The sequence below is a fragment of the Vibrio mediterranei genome, assembly GCF_013364395.1.
GTDB lineage: Bacteria > Pseudomonadota > Gammaproteobacteria > Enterobacterales > Vibrionaceae > Vibrio > Vibrio mediterranei.
The window spans coordinates 225,974-245,824 of sequence record NZ_JABXGK010000008.1 but is presented as its reverse complement, the minus strand read 5'-3'; the positions used below and the strand labels follow the sequence as shown (position 1 = coordinate 245,824).

7 protein-coding genes and 1 pseudogene are annotated in these 19,851 nt (G+C 44.8%); 4 read left to right on the top strand and 4 right to left on the bottom strand.

All coding sequences use genetic code 11. The features are described from left to right. Positions 1 to 6: 6 nt before the first annotated feature. Positions 7 to 2,454 carry a molybdopterin guanine dinucleotide-containing S/N-oxide reductase gene (locus HOP38_RS18130; protein WP_124941738.1) on the top strand — a complete coding sequence of 816 codons (2,448 nt, stop codon included), beginning with the start codon at positions 7 to 9 and terminating at the stop codon, positions 2,452 to 2,454. A 72-nt stretch (positions 2,455 to 2,526) separates the two neighbouring features. On the opposite strand, the gene pdxY is transcribed toward HOP38_RS18130, so the two are convergent. Then, on the bottom strand, positions 2,527 to 3,384 hold the full coding sequence (gene pdxY, locus HOP38_RS18125) for a pyridoxal kinase PdxY (RefSeq protein WP_198558625.1): 858 nt from the start codon (positions 3,382 to 3,384) through the stop codon (positions 2,527 to 2,529). Positions 3,385 to 3,608: 224 nt separating this feature from the next. On the opposite strand from pdxY, the gene HOP38_RS18120 reads away from it, so the two are divergent. Further along, positions 3,609 to 4,883, top strand: coding sequence for a mechanosensitive ion channel family protein (locus HOP38_RS18120; protein ID WP_006069331.1), 1,275 nt, complete (start codon positions 3,609 to 3,611; stop codon positions 4,881 to 4,883). A 366-nt stretch (positions 4,884 to 5,249) separates the two neighbouring features. Beyond that, on the top strand, positions 5,250 to 6,476 hold the full coding sequence (gene gltS / locus HOP38_RS18115) for a sodium/glutamate symporter (protein ID WP_006069332.1): 1,227 nt from the start codon (positions 5,250 to 5,252) through the stop codon (positions 6,474 to 6,476). Positions 6,477 to 6,546: 70 nt separating this feature from the next. Here the strand turns inward: gltS and HOP38_RS18110 are convergent, their stop codons facing one another. The 3 genes and pseudogenes from HOP38_RS18110 to HOP38_RS18100 all read right to left on the bottom strand — a co-directional run. Then, on the bottom strand, positions 6,547 to 7,089 hold the full coding sequence (locus tag HOP38_RS18110; protein ID WP_242456584.1) for a glutathione peroxidase: 543 nt from the start codon (positions 7,087 to 7,089) through the stop codon (positions 6,547 to 6,549). A gap of 198 nt (positions 7,090 to 7,287) precedes the next feature. After that, complete coding sequence (locus HOP38_RS18105; protein WP_038226117.1) at positions 7,288 to 8,214, bottom strand: DnaJ C-terminal domain-containing protein; 927 nt, start codon at positions 8,212 to 8,214, stop codon at positions 7,288 to 7,290. A gap of 142 nt (positions 8,215 to 8,356) precedes the next feature. Further along, a pseudogene (locus HOP38_RS18100) lies at positions 8,357 to 9,532 on the bottom strand (Hsp70 family protein); the annotation flags it as partial. 689 nt (positions 9,533 to 10,221) lie between these two features. Here HOP38_RS18100 and HOP38_RS18095 point away from each other — a divergent pair. Further along, positions 10,222 to 19,809 carry a VCBS domain-containing protein gene (locus tag HOP38_RS18095; RefSeq protein WP_198558624.1) on the top strand — a complete coding sequence of 3,196 codons (9,588 nt, stop codon included), beginning with the start codon at positions 10,222 to 10,224 and terminating at the stop codon, positions 19,807 to 19,809. The last annotated feature ends 42 nt before the right edge of the window (positions 19,810 to 19,851 follow it).

Below are 19,851 nucleotides of genomic sequence, written 5' to 3'. Positions count from 1 at the left end.
AGCGTTATGACAGATATTACACGTCGTGGATTCCTCAAAGGTTCAAGTATGGCAGCAGGTGCGCTCGCTTTTACTTCCTTGACTCCCCTATCCGTTTCAGCAGCATCAAAACGAGGCTCAGGTGTTCTAACCGCAGGCCGCATGGGACCGATGCTTTGTGAAGTGGTTGATGGAAAGCTGATTTCCACTAAGAATGCGCTTGCTCAAACGGTACCAAATAGCTTGCAAACTACAGGTCCAGATCAGGTATACACTAAAGCTCGTATCAAATATCCAATGGTGCGCAAGGGGTATCTCGAAAACCCTGAAGCACCAGCAGGCGAACGTGGCAAAGACGAGTATGTTCGCGTGTCATGGGACGATGCCTACAAGCTGATTCACGAGCAGCATATGCGAATTCGTAAAGCTAATGGCGCAGAATCGGTATTTGCTGGTTCGTACGGTTGGCGTTCATCTGGTGTACTTCACAAAGCGCAAACTCTACTACAACGTTATATGAGTTTGGCAGGTGGCTACTCAGGTCACCTAGGTGATTACTCTACTGGTGCCGCGCAAGTTATCATGCCTCACGTTATGGGCTCGATTGAGGTGTATGAGCAGCAAACTACACACCCAATGGTGCTAGAAAACAGTGACGTCGTTGTGCTTTGGGGTATGAACCCACTAAACACCCTTAAGATCGCTTGGAGTTCAACGGACTGCTCTGGTTTGGAGTTCTTCCACCAGCTTAAGAAGTCTGGCAAAACCATTATCGCTATCGACCCAATGCGCTCTGAAACCATTGATTTCTTCGAAGACAAAGTCCAATGGATCGCGCCTCGCCCAATGACAGACGTTGCTATGCTCATGGGTATCGCACACACCTTGGTTAAGAAAGGTAAGCACGATAAAGCCTTCCTAGATAAGTACACCACTGGTTATGACCAATTCGAAGCTTACTTGTTAGGCAAAGAAGACGGTGTAGAGAAAACTTCAGAGTGGGCAGCGGATATCACAGGTGTTCCAGCTAAACAAATTGAGTTGCTTGCTGACATCTTCAGCGACAATCGCACCATGCTTATGGCTGGTTGGGGTATTCAGCGTCAACAATTTGGCGAGCAGCGTCACTGGATGATTGCTACATTGGCGGCAATGTTAGGTCAAATTGGTCTCCCTGGCGGTGGCTTTGGTTTCTCTTACCATTACTCAAACGGTGGTAACCCAACACGAGACGCTGGCGTTCTGCCTGCAATTTCTGCGTCTATTGGCGGTGGTTCGTCTGCGGGTAATGACTGGGCCATTTCAGGCGCAGTCAATTCATTCCCAGTTGCTCGAATTGTTGAAGCCTTAGAAAACCCTGGAAAAGCGTACCAACACAACGGTCATGAAAAAACCTTCCCGGACATTAAGATGATCTGGTGGGCTGGCGGTGCAAACTTTACCCACCACCAAGATACCAACCGTTTGATCAAAGCGTGGCAAAAACCTGAGCTCATTGTTATCTCAGAGATCTACTGGACCGCAGCAGCTAAACACGCTGACATCGTACTGCCTATCACCACCTCATTCGAACGTAATGATATGACGATGACGGGTGACTACAGTAACCAGCATCTCGTACCGATGAAAAAAGTCGTAGAGCCTCAAGGTGAAGCACGTAATGACTTCGACGTGTTTGCTGATATGTCTGAGCTTATCAAAGCAGGTGGTCGCGATGTCTACACCGAAGGCAAATCTGAAATGGATTGGCTAAAAGGTTTCTATGAAGCGGCTCAAAAAGGCGGTCGTGCTGCACGCGTTCGTATGCCTAACTTTGGTAAGTTCTGGGATACTAATGAACTGATCGAAATGAAGTTCAATAAGAAAGCGGCTGGATTTGTTCGCCACGCTGACTTTAGAAAAGATCCAGTGATGAACCCGCTTGGCACGCCAAGTGGCAAAATTGAGATCTATTCGAAAACCATTGAAGGCTATGGCTACGAAGATTGTCCAGCGCACCCGACTTGGATGGAGCCAACCGAGTTCTTCGGCTCAGCTAAAGATGGCGAGCTACAGCTAATGACAGCGCACGCTGCTCACCGCCTACACAGTCAATTTAACTACGCTAAGCTTCGTGAAGAGTATGCAATCGCTAACCGCGAGCCGATTTCAATTAACACTGAAGATGCGAAGAAGTATGGTATCAAGTCTGGCGACCTGGTTCGTGCATACAATGACCGTGGCCAAGTACTAGTTGGAGCGCTGGTTACCGATGGCATCAAACAAGGTTCTGTTTGTATCCATGAGGGTGGCTGGCCTGACCTTGATCCTGAAACTGGCATGTGCCGAAATGGTGGTGCGAACGTGCTGACTAGCGATATTCCAACTTCACGTCTTGCTAACGGATGTGCAGCGAACTCTTCATTAGTCCGTATCGAGAAGTACACTGGCAAAGTACCGGGATTAATGGCATTCACTCCGCCAAAGAATGCGTAATGTAATTTGGTAAGCAAAACGGGAAACCTAAAGGTTTCCCGTTTTTTCATTGTATAAATATCACGTCAGTCGTTATTTAACCTGAACAATCGTAAACTGCTCTTCAGGCGCCACGATCTCTTCCTGAGCTGCAATAGTTTGTAGTTCCCATTCTTGACGGTTTTGCGTCTCTTTTAAAATGGCATAGCTGGCATTATTCGTGTGAGCAAAAGCTTGCTCGGCCGTCCAGCCCTTTAATAATCCAGCTGTGAATAACGCCGAGATCAAATCACCAACACCAACCGGTTGTTTTGTAAATGTCAGATGTGGACGTTGAGCAATAAAGCAGCCTTCTTGCGTTGCCAACATCATGGTAAATTTATCGTTAGAAATACTATGTAGGTGCTTCACCAGTACCATCTTAGGTCCCAATGTCAGTGCTTTCTGGCACGCCGCTACGGCATCTTCTAATGATTCAATATCCATCTGGGTGAACTGGCTGAGTTCAAACTGATTAGGAACGATAACGTCTGCCATTGGCATAACGTCATTAACTAAATACTCGGTGGTTCCTTGAGGGACAATACAACCTTTCTCCGGGTCACCCATCACTGGGTCACAGACATAAATAGCATCCGGGTTTCGCTGCTTCACTTTAGCGACGGCATCCTTAACTGCAAGACACTGCTCTGCACTACCTTGGTAACCAGACAACACCGCATTGCAGTCCTTTAGCTGACCAATATTGTCGATACCAGCGATAAGCTCTGAAATGTCTTCTGCCGAAAATGCTTTCCCTGTCCAACCTTGTTGATACTGAGTGTGGTTTGAAAACTGCACGGTGTGAATTGGCCAAACTTCAAAACCCATTCTCTGAAGTGGAAAAACCGCAGAGCTGTTACCTGCGTGACCGTAAACCACATGCGATTGAATAGAGATAACACCTTTCATTGGAACTCCTGCACATTATTGTTCTGATTTAATTCATTGTATTTTCAATATGAGCGCCATCTTGTCAGCAAACAAGAGAAAGGTAATAAATTTCTTATCAGATATTCATAAGTTTCTTTAAACTGTATTGGAAACAAAAGCGTACACTTGTTTCTTCGTCTACGCTTTTTACATAGAATTGCTCCAAAAACGGTCTAACAATATTAAAAACCAAGGACTTTAGTTTGATTGAACACCACTTTCGCGACTTTGTTGCAGATAAATTAAACATCTATATGTCGACAGGCGAGCTCGATGGCGGAACGATGACACTCGTGTTAATCGTTATAAGCTTAGCCATTGCGCTGATATGTTTTATGGTTGCCCATCATGTGTTTGTACGTTTCTTTAATCATATTCTGCTCAAAACCAATAAGCCTCTGGCGGAATGCGTCACTAATAATCGTGTATTCGAAAAACTCTCTATTCTTACACCACTGTTAGTACTAAACATATTCATACCCATTGCCATCAGTCACTATGACATTCTATCGACAGTGATTGATCGAATCTTAGCCATTTTGATTTTGCTTGTGATTCTCTGGATGGTGTATTGCTTCTTAGATGCGGTGAACGATCTGGCAACTTACAAAGGCATCACGCGTCGCATGCCTATAAAGAGTTTTGTCCAACTGATTAAGCTGTTTACCTTCTTTATAGGCGTCATTGTTACTATTTCAATATTGGCCAATGAAGCGCCCGTAATCTTGTTCTCAGGGCTTGGGGTGGCGACTGGTTTTGTCATGCTGGTCTTCAAAGACACTATATTGGGGTTTGTAGCCGGTATTCAGCTTTCAGCTAACAGAATGGTGAGCCTCAATGACTGGATACAAATGGACTCTTATGGCGCGAACGGTACTGTAGAAGAGATCTCGCTCACTACCATTAAGGTTCGCAACTTCGATAATACTGTCAGCATGCTACCTGCCTATGCATTAGTGCAAAATGCTTTCATTAACTGGCAAGGAATGTCTGACTCTGGAGGGCGTAGAATTACTCGTTCAGTCAATTTAGATGTAACATCGATTCGGTTTGTTTCCAAAGAAGAAGTTGAAGAACTCACCAAACTTCGTTTATTGAGACAGTATATTTTTGAGAAGTCTAAAGAGATGGACGACTACAATCAGAGCTTGGAGCAAGATGACCTAGAAGCGAATCAACGCAAGTTCACCAACATCGGACTGTTTCGAGCTTATTTGAATGCCTACTTGCACGCGAACAAAGACATTCATCAGTATATGTTGATTATGGTCAGACAACTTCAACCAACACCAGAAGGGATACCGCTACAGATCTACGGTTTCACCAACACCACCGATTGGGGACTCTATGAAGGCATTCAATCTGATCTTTTCGATCATATCTATGCCATCATGCCACTATTCGGACTGCGACCATTTCAACAGCTTACTAGCCATGATTTCACTGCCAGTAATAGCTCACACTCTTCAAAAATCTAACTTCAATTCTCTGGCCTGAGGCGTAACACGCCTCAGCATCAGCCAATAAAACTTTTATAAATCCCATATTATTTCGCATATAAGCCATTAAATTTTCTATCTAAATATATTGTTTATCGATTGGTAACTAGCTCATTATTTCGGCACTAATCACGCCTGTTATGCTTCCCTTCCAACAATAGTATTGGTAGTAAACACCTGCCTTTTGAGACGTTGCTTACTCGTAAGGTTGCCAAGTCGAATACAATTAGATTCGACTTTTTTAGCGTCATAGTTTGCCCAATCACATTATAAGACGACGCTACAGGACGAAAGCAGTCGTTACACTCTCAGCCTCAAGGATGGTATAGACAATCGAAGTTAACTATGCACAACACTATTACCATTGATCCATTACAGTCGTTTTTGATCGCGATTGTTGTCCTGTTCGTCGGTAACTTTCTTAAAAAAAGAGTCGCCTTTCTCGACAAATACAATATCCCAGAGCCAATCATAGGCGGTCTTATTGCTGCTGTCTTAATCACGATTCCGCACTTAAATGGTATTGCGATTGAATTTTCACTGCCGTTAAAAGATACCTTTATGATGCTGTTTTTCAGCACAGTGGGTTTGACAGCTAGTTACAAACAGCTTGCTAAAGGTGGTTTTAAAGTCTTTTTGTTTCTGTTTGTCGCAACGGTCTACATCATTATTCAAAATGGTGTAGGTGTAGCGCTAGCATCAGCGCTTGGCTTGAATCCACTTATGGGATTAATCGCTGGTTCAATCACGCTTTCTGGTGGGCATGGCACTGGCGCAGCATGGGCGGGCACATTTACCGAGCAATATGGCATTCAGAATACACTTGAGCTTGCTATGGCTTCCGCCACATTTGGTCTTATCATTGGTGGCATCATCGGTGGTCCAGTTGGGAACCGACTAGCAACCAAGAACAAGCTAAGTTCAGAGTTTGGCGTAAAGCATGATATTCACGCCTCACACCCAGAACTTATGACATACGACGAGGCTCAGCAAGACAAAGTCACCTCTAAAAGTATCGTTGAAGTGATTGGTCTGCTTATGATTTGCGTCGTAGGTGCTAAAACCCTCGGACCAATGATTAAGTCGCTTGGCATTCGCTGGCTTATGATCCCTGACTTTGTCTACGCACTCTTTATTGGGGTCATCATCACCAATCTATTTGAGGCAACAGGGATTAAACGTATCAATATGGAAACGGTTCATATATTAGGAACAACTTCTCTCAACTTCTTCTTGTCGATGGCCCTGATGAGTTTACAGCTTTGGGAGATATACAATCTCGCGGTACCGTTCCTGATAATTCTCACGGTTCAAACTATCGTAATGGCATTATTTGCGTATTTCGTGACGTTTCGAGTGATGGGAAAGAACTATGATGCTGCAGTTATCGCCAGTGGACATTGCGGTTTTGGGATGGGAGCTACACCGACTGCCGTGATGAATATGGGCTCAACAGTAAGCCGTTTTGGGCCATCACCAATGGCTTTCATGGTCGTACCTATTGTAGGCGCTTTCTTTATCGACTTAACCAACCTAATTATCATTCAAAGCTACATCTTCTTTATTGGTTGATACCGCTCACGATAGGCCCAGAGCTTGGATAATCATCTTTGGCTCTTGGGTCTCTTCTATGTCGAACCGTCTACAACTGTTTTTCTATCATTTGGGTGATTTTAGTGTCAGTAGGAGAAATACCTGAAGAGAATACACCAACCACCGCACCATTTTTGTCGATAAGATACTTGTAGAAATTCCACTTTGGGGAAACCCCGCTCTGCTTAGCTATTTCGGAAAACACCGGGTTGGCTTGCTGTCCTTTCACTGAACTGCGCGCCATCATTGGAAATGTGACGCCAAAATCGAGAAAGCAGACTTTCGCGGTATTCTCTTCGCTGCCACGATCTTGGTTGAAGTCGTTCGATGGGAAACCAACAACACTAAAGCCCTGGTCCTTAAATTGATTATGTAGCTGTTCTAATTGCTCAAACTGTCCGGTAAAGCCACATTGACTCGCGGTATTAACCACCAATAGTACTTTGCCCTGAAACTGCTCGCACAGATTGACATCATTCGTCGAGTTTAAGGCTCTTTGAGTTGAATTGAGTATCGTAGGACAAGAGGCTGCCAATGTCTCTTTCGCTAGTAAGCCAAATAGTAGTCCTAAGACCAATGCTTTTAAAACCATGCTCATACTCACCTCCCTTAGACAATGATTTGTTTACGGGTAAGAATAAGAATAGTTCATCGGCAACGATGCTCAAGAATTGAAATAATCACTTATTTGATGCATAAAAATTCAGCCACATAAAGTGGCTGAATTCTAATACGTTACATTGTAATGCGTTGGCTTTAAGGCGGGCTTAGTTCATTTTACTTTAAAAGACTAAAGCGTTGCTCTGAATTGTTCTAACAACTCACGCTGTGCATCGGTCAGATTGGTTGGTGTTTCAACTTGAATCTTCACCAATAGATCGCCCGTTTCACCTTTACGATTTGTTATGCCTTTGCCAGTCATCTTGAACTTGCGCCCAGTTTGCGTACCCGCAGGGATTTTAAGCTTAAAGCGACTGTCTAGCACATTCACTTCTACTTCCCCCCCCAGAGCTGCAGTGACCATATCAACCTTGGTATTGCAGATAAGGTCATTACCATCGCGATCTAAAAACGCATGTGACCTGGTTGCAATAACGAGTAGTAAATCACCCGCAGGCCCACCATTGACACCTAATCCACCTTTACCTGAGTAGCGAATCTTTTCGCCATCTTTGATACCGGCAGGGATCTTTACATTGATCTTTTTCTGTTCACCATTGATTGGCAATTCGACCGTTTTTTCAGCCCCTTGAACCGCATCAATAAAGTCGACCGTCAGAGTATATTCTTGGTCTTGCCCTTTTTGAGCGCGCGGACGCCCACGACCACCTCGAGCTTGTGAGAAGATATCCTCAAAGCCACCAAAGCCGCCGCCACCGAAGCTACCTCCGCCAAAACCGCCACCTCGTTGACGGAATGCGTCACCGAAGATGTCTTCGAACCCACCGCCGCCATGACCACCGTGACCGCCATGTCCACCAAAGCCGCCACCTTCAAATGCCGCATGACCAAATTGGTCGTACTGACTACGTTTTTCTTTGTCCGTTAGAATTTCATAAGCTTCTTTTACTTCTTTGAAATTCGCTTCTGCTGTCGCATCTCCGGGATTTTTATCGGGGTGATATTTCATCGCCAACTTCTTGTAGGCTTTTTTAATATCTTTCTCTGAGGCTCCCTTGGAGACACCTAGCACGCTGTAATAATCTCGTTTTGACATGCTAAAACCTCACTCAATTTCTCACTCAAACGGAAAAAAGGGCGTATGAGTTCCCTCTTACGCCCTGAATACCGATAAGTTTATGTATTTATGAACATAACTCAACTTTTAATTGCTCGAAAACAATTATCTGTCGGTGGCGTTACTTCACTTCTTCGAAGTCAGCTTCAACCACATCGTCATCAACATTTGATTTAGCTTGAGCCTCACCATTTGCCGCTTGAGCTTTCTGTTGAGCGATTTCCATTAGCTTTTGAGCCGCAGCCATTAGCGCTTGTACTTTCGCGTCGATCGCTTCTTTGTCTTCACCCTTGCGAGCTTCTTCAAGCTCAGTGATCGCTGCTTCGATCTTCTCTTTCTCTTCTGCAGGTAGCGCTTCACCAGCTTCTTCTACTTGCTTACGAGTACTATGAATCACTTGGTCAGCTTGGTTACGTGCCGTTGCTAGCTCTTCGAACTTCTTGTCCGCTTCTTTGTTAGCTTCTGCTTCTTGAACCATTTTCTCAATGTCTGCATCGCTCAGGCCACCTGAAGCTTGGATAGTGATCTTCTGCTCTTTGCCAGTCGATTTATCTTTCGCAGAAACATTCAAGATACCATTGGCATCAATATCGAACGTCACTTCAATCTGTGGCAATCCACGTGGCGCAGGCTGAATACCCTCTAGATTGAATTGACCTAGAGACTTGTTGTACATCGCTTGCTTACGCTCACCTTGAACAACGTGAATAGTCACCGCACTTTGGTTATCTTCTGCGGTTGAGAATACTTGATTCGCTTTAGTTGGAATCGTCGTGTTTTTCTCAACAAGCTTAGTCATGACGCCGCCCATAGTCTCGATACCTAGAGACAAAGGAGTAACGTCTAGCAGAAGTACGTCTTTAACATCACCAGCTAGTACACCACCTTGAACTGCAGCACCCATTGCTACTGCTTCATCTGGGTTCACGTCACGGCGAGCTTCTTTACCGAAGAACTCAGCCACTTTCGCTTGAACCATAGGCATACGCGTTTGGCCACCAACAAGAATGATATCGTTGATATCACCAACAGTTAACTCGGCATCCGCAAGTGCGGTTTTCAATGGCTCAATTGAACGCATCACGAGATCTTCAACTAGAGATTCTAGTTTCGCACGAGTCACTTTTACGTTCATGTGCTTAGGACCCGTTGCGTCAGCTGTTACATACGGTAGGTTCACATCAGTTTGAGAAGTAGAAGAAAGCTCGATCTTCGCTTTTTCTGCTGCTTCTTTAACACGCTGCATTGCTAGTGGATCGTTTTTAAGATCAATACCTTGCTCTTTCTTAAACTCATCAASSRRMKRKKWSWKWRSAMGMYKKKMMMAKYMYYMWYMMSSRWRSYRWSKRYCASCMWWMRTTKMAWGMMMKYMRWARGTTTGYTSGYSYTSKRMYTSAWSMRKSYCAWKRWKASRRWKRYMRWRTKWWMYMMSRYMMASSWMMKRCWMMSSGWMSSTKSRSTSMSSAYSWTKYWKRYSYWGAYSSWMAGYWRRWGYTKSYKSTGKWSRWTSRYKRMWGWYMYKWYKRMMWWCTWGTSSTGCRAKAMGRYSRKCAWYKKWSSTTKMYKSWMGMTRWSMMYMSKWMWRRKAMGCARGMACTKWRAKAASRSSRMMMKWWASWYSYTMRCYWWRSRRWYMWWSYGMMSKWTKMKTYWKKTKCKKWRRKMMYYSARMMGRTRMYYRWSRMKMYRMCRKKTRYYRRYSWTYWRCYWMYMYYYACKYMWMRCMGTWSTCYSSCWKMWMSMKTTWSTRARGCWKGRYWTMSRKATYMYGSTGWWMYKSTKCSTSKWMMRRAYGWCGMMMSWKKRRMSKYWKWWKRKMMWRWWGYKKRYKCWSWKRGYWYGYWRMYRYWTKACRTYKWGMAKGKTRAYMKMSWWKMKKKWMRCMKKSTKKWKWWGCSRKAWSSKMKRYGGWYSTKYRCKCWSMWYMAKMATTYWSRRYWAMSYSWRGYTYKKMRMSAWSKRSAGACAAAAGACGTCAACTTTACAGTGACAGTTCGCGATGAGCACGGTGCTATTAATAATGAAGTGGTGACCATTTCTATCAAAGGTACCAATGACAAACCAACCTTTGTTGACTCGAGTGAGCTATCGGGCAATGTTATAGAATCAGGGCATTTGGACAATGGAACGGCTGTTCCAGGAACTCCATCTGCGTCTGGTCAGTTGCATGCAGAAGATATTGATGCAGATGCTAAGTTAACCTTCTCTGTTGAAAATGGAGCAACGGGTTATGGCAATTTAGTGGTTCAACCAAATGGCCAATGGACATTTGCACTAGATAATAACTCCTCGCTAACTCAGGCGCTAAGAGAAAATGAAACCAAAGAGTTGTCTTTTACCGTAAAAGTCACAGATGAATTTGGCGCGACTGATACTGAAGTCGTCAAAATTACCATCACAGGTACTAATGATAAACCAACGATAACCCAATCAAGTGATCTGTCTGGCGATGTAAAAGAAGCAGGACATCAAGATGATGGCACGCCAGTTACTGGTACTGCAGAGGTTGAAGGCACGCTGATTGGTGCTGACGTAGATGCTGGCTCAAGCCTCACTTTCTCAATTGACGATGGTAGCAGTGACTATGGCACATTGGTTGTCGACGATGATGGTGACTGGAAGTTTACTCTAGATAATACGTCTTCTCAGGTGCAGTCTTTGAAAGAAGGTCAGAGCCACGATGTTACTTTCACTGTGAAAGTACGGGATGAATTAGGCGCGATTAACACTGAAACCGTCACCATTACAGTTAAGGGCACGAATGACCAACCGACATTTACTAGTTCTAGTGTTCTTAATGGGGCTGTCACAGAGGCCGGACACTTAGATGACGGAACGGTTGTTGCGGGTGTCGCCGTTGCTGCTGGTACATTGACTGCGACAGATGTTGATGCGGATGCTCAGCTTAAGTTCTCAGTGGATAATGGAAGCAATGATTATGGTGAATTGGTTGTTCAGGAAAATGGCCAATGGAAGTTTACATTAGACAACAACTCTGTACATACACAAGCCCTGAGAGAAAATGAAACTAAAGAGCTTTCATTTACGGTTAAGGTCACTGATGAGTTTGGTGCAGTAAATACCGAAGTCGTCAAAATCAATATTACAGGGACCAATGATCAACCACAGATCACTAGCGCTAGCAATCTGACCGGCACTGTAATTGAGGCCGGAAATAATGATGACGGTACGATTGTTTCCGGAGTCACTCAAGCGACAGGTACGTTGGTTGGCTCTGATGCAGATGCCGGCAGTAATCTAACGTACTACGTCAATGACGGTAGTAGTGACTTTGGTAACTTAGTTGTTTTACCAGATGGCCAATGGACCTTTACATTAGATAATAACTCTCCCGAAACTCAGGCGCTCAAAGAGGGACAAACTCAGGATATTCACTTTACCGTTACGGTAAGAGATGAGTTGGGTGCGCTAAATACTGAAGTCATTACTATTTCGGTAAAAGGTACTAACGATCAACCCACGTTCACCAATGCAAGTGACTTAAGTGGTTCGGTGGTCGAGGCCGGAAATTTAGATGACGGAACTTCTGTAGCTGGTACACGAATTGCCACTGGTACATTACACGGTACTGATATCGATGCCGATGCACAGTTGACTTTCTCTGTCGACAACGGTTCAACACCATACGGAAACCTTGTAGTTCAACCTGATGGTCAGTGGAAGTTCGTATTGAAGAATGGTTCGAAAGAAACCCAAGCTTTAAGAGAAGGTGAAACTAAAGAACTTACGTTCAATGTTAAAGTGACCGATGAGTTCGGAGCAGTGAGTACAGAAGTCGTATCCATTGATATTACGGGTACCAATGACGCACCGAAAATTAAAATCAATGGCAATACTAACTTAGTCGAAGATGGTGTTGAATCTCGCTCGGGAGCTTTGAAAGATGGAGACCCTGATGCTAACGATGACCATACTTGGGAAATTACTGATAGTAACGGTGGTGTTGGTGAGTACGGTACTCTGACTATTTTTGAGAATGCCAATGGTGTCACCAAATGGCGATACGATCTTGAAGCGTCCAGCGCTCAAAGTGGTAAAGTGCAAGCATTGGCTCATGGTGAAGTAGTCACGGAAACATTTACCATCAAAGTGACCGATGAGTTTGGTGCCGTTAACGAAAAAACCATCACTCTAAATATCACGGGGACCAACGATCAGCCAGTCATTAATGGAGACTTTGTAGGTAGTGTTACCGAAGATGATTTCCCTAACAATGACCCCTCTCAGCCTATCAAATTTGTCGGCCAGCTTGATCCAGGAGATGTCGATACCAATGACACACATTCATGGTCTTTGAATACCGGGAAAGGACAGTTCGGTAACATTTCTATCGATCCAGTGACTGGTGAATGGACTTACACCCTCAATAATAGCAACCCGTCTGTGCAAGCATTGAGACCGGGAGATACACCGCTAACGGAAACCTTCACCGTCACGGTTAAAGACAGCTCAGGTCAATCCAATGGTTCTGATACTCAAACCATTACTATCAATATTTCTGGAACGAATGATGCTCCAGAACTTGCGGGCACTACAACTGGTAGTGTTATCGAAGACACTCCAGGACGTGAAGTGGCGACGGGTAACCTTGCCGTATCTGACATTGATTCTACTGATACTCATTCTTGGCAGGTTCAGGGTGAGAACCCAGTCAATGGAAAAGCGACGGGCACCTACGGTCAGCTGTCGGTTGATGATAATGGTAAGTGGACTTATGAGCTCGACAGTGACTCACTGGCTACTCGCTCAATACCACCAGGCATGACGGTAACAGATACTTTCCAAGTTGTTGTAACGGACGCTGGCGGTTTAACAGACACGATTACTGTTACGGTATCCGTTGCGGGCACCAACAGTGAACCAGAAATTGTTGTTAAACCTGAATATACCGTTATAGAAGATGGAGCCGCTCTGAGTGGAACGATCATTGCGGGTATTCCGACCCAAGATCAACTAGATAACAATGTTATCGGTGGTGGTGATCCAGATCAGGGTGAAATCGTCTCTTGGAGTGTATTGCAAAGTGGTCAATACGGTACTTTCAGTATTGATGAAGCCACAGGCACATGGACTTATGTGCTGAACAATAACCACCCAGATGTGGACTCGCTTGATAAGGGAGACATATTACCTGGTGGTGACACTGTTCAGGTTCGGGTTAGAGATAAGTATGGTGTTGAGTCGATTCAAGAAATCAAGATTGTTATCGAAGGTGAAAATGACGCACCGAACATCACTGGCGCTCAAAATAAGGTTATTTTTGAAGATGCTATAGAAGCGGGTCAATATACAACATCGGGTCAATTAAGTTCTGGTGATGTTGATGCGGACGATGTTCATCAATGGGAAATCAGTGATTCGAACAACGGTCGTGGTGAATATGGCACGCTTACAATGGACTCGAATGGTAAGTGGACGTTTACCTATGACCAACAAAGCAAGCTTTCTGAAATCCGAGCATTGAAACCTGGGCAGATTGTTACCGATGTTTTTGAAGTGAAAGTAACTGATAGTCAAGGCGCTACTTCTGTTGAAACCGTTACGATTCAAATTGAAGGCCAGAATGACGCACCAGTTGTCACAGGAGACGTGTCCGCTACTTATGTAGAGGACAATGGAACAGATGATACCAGCGATGACTCTACACCAATTGAGGGACAATTAGTTCTTACTGATTATGACAATGACGATAAAGCCGAAGTGGTTATTACTTCAGGACAAAGTCACAACGTCTATAATGGTTTAAGTGGTGAGCTCACAATCGATAAAGATGGTAAATGGTCATTTGTACCAAAAAATGATGTTTTACAATCGCTTGCCGAGGGTGAAACCGAGACTGAAGTCTTTACCATTTTGGTGACAGATAGAAATGGTGCAACAGTTACCCAAGATATTACGATTACGATTGAAGGCCGAAATGATGTACCAGTTATTTCTGGTGAATCAACAGGTACCGTAGTGGAAGATGGCACGGCAGCACAGTTTGGTATCGATCTTACGCGAACTGATGGTCAATTGTCTGCCGTTGATGTAGACAACAACAGTTCTATTGTAAGTTGGTCAATAGAAAGTAGTGGTGCATCGGGCAGCGCTCCTTCGGGTGTTGGCACGTATGGGACCTTGACTCTTGGCAATGACGGTAAATGGACTTACGTTCTTGATAATTCATTACCTGCGACGCAAGCATTGATTGCGGGTGAAACGGTACAAGAAAAATTCTATGTTGTTGCGACGGATAACGACGGCGGTGTTTCAAACCGTCAAGAAATCGTAATTGATGTTATAGGTCAACAAGATCCAGGTGATGGTTCTGGCAGCGGCGGTATCATTCCTGTTGATGTCTCCGAACTAGAAGTCACGGAAGATCAACAATTGGTTGATAGAGACTCTTTCATTTTCCCTATCCCACAAGGTGCGAACTTTATACCCGTAAACGGTGGTGTTTATGGGCAGCTTGTTAGAACGGCAACTGGCGGTTGGAAATATGAATTGGACAACGATTCTGTGCTTGTTCAAGGCCTTGATGAAGGTGAGACAGCAACTGAGTCATGGCGAATTGTTGTTGGTCCGTTCTACATAGACGTCAATGTCACGATTAATGGTTCTGCGGATAAACCAGAAATTACTTACAACACGGACATTACAAAACCTCAAGATGACACAGTATTGCTCGGAGAAGCGCACGAAGATGTGACAGATTCTATATCGGGTGTACTGGGTGTAGATGATGCTGATCTAGGTGATTCTCACGTATGGGCAGTAGAAGATATACAGGGTGAATATGGTACGTTAACCATCGACCCTGATACTGGTAAATGGACGTACGTACTGGATCCATCAAAAGAGCTTCCTGCCGAAAAAGAGGTGTTTGATACATTCTACGTAACCGTGACTGATACTGAAGCTGGTGAGGGAGCGAGTACTAAATCGGATCGCCGAGAAGTCCAAGTGAAGGTAATAGGGTCAGCTGAAAACTTCGAAAACCCTAACCCGAATGATGAAAAATATATCGTCAAGACTATCACTGCCAATGAAGACAATAGCGATAGTAATGAAACAGGTACAGGTCCTTCTGAGATTGTCATTAGCTCGGATAACGCAGGTGGGCCTTTGGTACTAGATCCGAGCATTGAGCTTGGAAGTCAGATTACCTGGACTTTAGTTGATGGCAATGGAACGTATGGCAGTATTGTCGTTAATGATGATGGTTCTTGGGTCTTTACTTTAGATAATGACAGTAGAGCTGTGCAATCACTCCAAGAGGGAGAAACCAAGCACGATGTTTTTGAGGTTTACGCTGTAGATCAATACGGAAAAACTATTGTTGATGACAATGGTTTGCCACAAACACTCGAGATCGTTATTGATGTGAATGGTCAAAATGATGCGCCAACGCTCAAGGCTAATGTTGAAGAAACCATAGTTGCCGACGATGTTGATCAAACAATATCCGGAAAACTCGCTGTGACTGATATTGATACTCAAGATCAAGGGCATCATACATGGGTTGCTACACCTAACAACGTTAATAATGCCTATGGTACGTTGGTGTTTAATGCTGATGGTACATGGTCTTATAAAGTCGATCCAAATAACCCAGACATTATTGCGTTGGGTGCGAATGAAACTATTGAGCAGACTTGGACAGTCGTCGTTACTGACCCGAAAGGTGCAACAGCAACACAAACTCTAACCATTAACATTCAGGGTGAAAACCAAGCACCTACGATGACCACTGTTGATGGAACTGTGACTGAAGACGTCATCGATAGCGGTGGAACAACCGTATCAGTAACTAAGGCTATTGTATTAGATGATCTTGATACTAACGATACTGTTACGCTAGACCCTACTAATTTGGATGGTACTTACGGCCACTTTACCGTTGACCCATCTACAAATACTTGGAAATACGTTCTATTCAACGACAAGCCTCATGTTCAATCATTAGGTGAAGGCGTCACGGTAACGGAAGAGTTCACAATACGCGCAACCGATCAATTCGGTGCTGAAGTTACTCAAAAAGTAGAAGTGACGGTAGTCGGTTCTAACGATCAACCAACCGTATCAGGCTCGGCTTCAGGCTCAGTAAGTGATGCTTTGGGTAGCACCGCGGCAGGTAAAGTCACGGTCTCCGATGTTGACGTTGGTGACACTCATACCTTCTCTGTAAAACAAGACTCAAATCTTGGTACGTTCACTGTTGATAACAACGGTAACTGGAAGTTCGTGGTTGACGAGAACAATCCAGAGATTAATGCGCTAGCCAAAGGGCAGACTAAAACTATTCAAGTGAGTGTTGTCGCGACAGACAGTTCTGGCGTAACGGCAACAGAAGAGTCCAACGAACATGTCATTAATATCACTATTGTCGGTACCAACGATGCACCGCAAATCGTGGATATTGGCGAACAAATGGCGACGGAAAACACCACGACGCAGCTTACTGGCAACTTTGACTCTGGTGATGTTGATACTGTTAATGTGGCGGATAGCCATCACTGGCAAGTAGTCTCTGGTGATCCAAGAGGCGAATTGACGGTCGATCCGGTGACCGGAGCTTGGACCTTTAATCTGACTGGTGATTTTGAATATTTATCAGAAGGTGAAACGCTGTCTAGTCCATTGAGCTATCAAGTGAAAGTCACGGATGAACACGGTGCCTCAGATACTATTACTGTCAATTTCCAAGTGACAGGTACCAACGATGCTCCAACCATTGTTGCTGCAAATACCGTTGCCACTGGTACCGTACATGAAGATCCAGCAGGCGCAGAATCTGGCACGGCTAATGGTGTGGTGACGATCGCTGATGTTGACCATAACGATACTCACAGCTATAGCTTGAGTAACTCCGGTATGGTGACGGAAATCCAAGGTACGTACGGTACGCTTAAGCTAATTGCAGGAGATACACCGGAAAGTGTCAAGTGGGAGTACGTACTAGACCAAGATAAAGCCAACAGTCTTAACGATGGTCCAGTCACTGAAAACTTTGACCTATTTATTGAGAGCTTGGTTGGTGGTGTGGCTCAAGGCGATGCAATCAAGCAGACAATTGAAGTCACGGTCGAAGGCCGTAACGACGCTGCGATAGTTGCTCCTGAGTCTCAAACTCATGCCGAGACCGATGCACCGCTGCAGATGTCAGGCAATCTCAACTCAACGGACGTCGATAACCCTGACGATACGTTTACGGTTCAAAACAATAAGCAAGGCACATACGGTACGTTTAGTATCGATGCCAACGGCGAATGGACGTTTGTGGCTAACCAAGCATTCAATTCTTTGAATGTTGGTCAAAGTGTTGAAGAAACCTTTGCTGTTACTACTATCGATGGAACGCCAACGAGTGTGACGGTGAAGATCGAGGGTACCAATGATGCCGCTACGGTAAGTGTTGGCTCTGTGGAGCGAGATGAAACGGATGCTCCATTGACAATTACCGATACCTTAACGTCTAGTGATGTTGATAACGCGGATAATACCTTTACGCCTAGCAGCAAAGTAGGGACGTACGGTACGTTCAGTATTGATGCCAATGGTGTTTGGACATTTGTTGCTAAAGAGTCATTTGACCATTTAAACGTCGGTCAAAGCGTCTCAGAAACGTTCGATGTCACCTCTGTTGATGGCACGCCATCGACTGTTACGGTGAAAATCAACGGTACCAACGATGCTGCAGACATTAGTGCTGCTACTGAGAACCTTACAGAAAGTAACAGCATACTAACGGCTAACGGGACGCTGACGGCAGATGACCCTGATAATGCAAATAACGTATTTGTTGCTCAAAATGGGACAGTGGGTAACTTAGGTACGTTTACCCTGACGGCAGCGGGCGTGTGGACATTCACCGCTAAGAGTAATTTCGATAACCTAGCAGAAGGTCAGAAAGCAGAAGAGAGCTTTACGGTGACTTCTATTGATGGCACTACCTCTGAGGTGAAGATAGTCATCACGGGTACTAATGATGCCGCTACAGTGAGCAGTGCAGATGTGACCTTGCAGGAAACAGACGCGGTGCTGAGTACAAGTGGTACGTTAACCTCTTTAGATATCGATAATCCTGACAATAAGTTCCAGGAACAGACCAATGTCGCAGGTAATCATGGTACGTTCTCTATCGATGCTGATGGAAACTGGACGTATATTGCAGACGAGTCATTCAATAGTTTAAATGTGGGCCAATCGGTCGATGATACCTTTAACGTGAAATCTGTGGATGGCACCGTATCGACAGTCAAAGTAACCATCCAAGGCACCAACGATGCGCCAAGCATCACTGGTGATTTTGCCAAAGGTGTTCAAGAAGGTGTGACTGATTCTGTGTCCGGAACAGTGAACATCACTGATGTAGATAGTGCCTCGGTGACTCGCTCGTTGCGTAACGGGACATTGAGTGGTGATACATTTACTGCGACAGGCCAGTATGGGACGCTTACATTCAACGTGGCGACTGGCGTGTGGGCGTACGTATTACTTACTGGCAGCAGTAATGCACTCACTGGAGACCAAACTGCTACAGAGACGTTCTATATTGAAGCTACAGATGGCGCTCCTGGTGGTGATAGCGTACAGCCAATTACCATCACAGTGACGGGGAACAAAGGTCAGATTGGCGATAGTTCGTTTGACGACATTCTTACCGCAACCTCGGATGATGAGTGGCTATTTGGTAACTCTATTCCTATTGGCGGTGGTACTAGTGTGGACACTGATTCGCAAGATACTTTCCGTTGGGAAACAGCGAGTCTCGCTGGAACGGATACGATTAAAGACTTTGATGTACGTGACTTTGCAGCCACTGATCCAAACGTGAAACATGATGTGGTTGACCTAACTGCAGTCGACTTTAAAGCTGACCAGCAATTAACAGACCAGTTGAGTGTGTCAGAGCAGTCTGGTGATACGGTTATTGAGATCAGTGATAGTGGGGCAGTGTTACAGTCTATTGTATTGGAAGGTGTGACACTGACATCGCTTCTAGGTGTGTCTCAACAGGAAGTGGACAGTATGACGCCAACTGAGGTGCTACTGGCTCTACATCAATCTGAGCAGCTCACGCTACCCGACCAAATTCGCATTGGTACAGGAGCATCTGAAACGTTAATTGGTACGGATGAGAGTGACATTATCTACGGCGGTGGCGGTAACGATATTCTTACCGGTGGAGATGGCTTTGATTTATTCTTGTTTACTGAGGAAGGTGCTGGCACCACAACCAACCCTGCAGAGCAAACCGTGACGGATTTCCATATTGGTGATGATAAGTTGGATATCTCTGACTTGTTGCCAGATCACGACAATTTAGGTGATTTGCTAGGAAACATTACCATTACGGTTAATGATGATCCGAACGACAACACTGATCCAGCGACAACAGTTATCAGTGTCACCAACAATGGTGAGCAAACGGATATCACTCTTGAGGGTATTGGATGGAATGACTTGGGTATTGCCGATAGTAATGTAATGACTGATCAAGGAAATCATCAGTCAGAGTTACTGAATCAGCTAGACCACTTGAGCATCATTAAGGTAGACCCGTAGAGACGGGTCGTTATAAAACGAAAAAGGGCTGCGCGATGCGCA

Bases quoted from the DNA above. Each gene is read 5' to 3' on its own strand.
- HOP38_RS18130 (WP_124941738.1), top strand. From the start codon at position 7: ATGACAGATATTACACGTCGTGGATTCCTCAAAGGTTCAAGTATGGCA.
- gltS (WP_006069332.1), top strand. From the start codon at position 5,250: ATGCACAACACTATTACCATTGATCCATTACAGTCGTTTTTGATCGCG.
- HOP38_RS18105 (WP_038226117.1), bottom strand. From the start codon at position 8,214: ATGTCAAAACGAGATTATTACAGCGTGCTAGGTGTCTCCAAGGGAGCC.
- pdxY (WP_198558625.1), bottom strand. From the start codon at position 3,384: ATGAAAGGTGTTATCTCTATTCAATCGCATGTGGTTTACGGTCACGCA.
- HOP38_RS18110 (WP_242456584.1), bottom strand. From the start codon at position 7,089: ATGGTTTTAAAAGCATTGGTCTTAGGACTACTATTTGGCTTACTAGCG.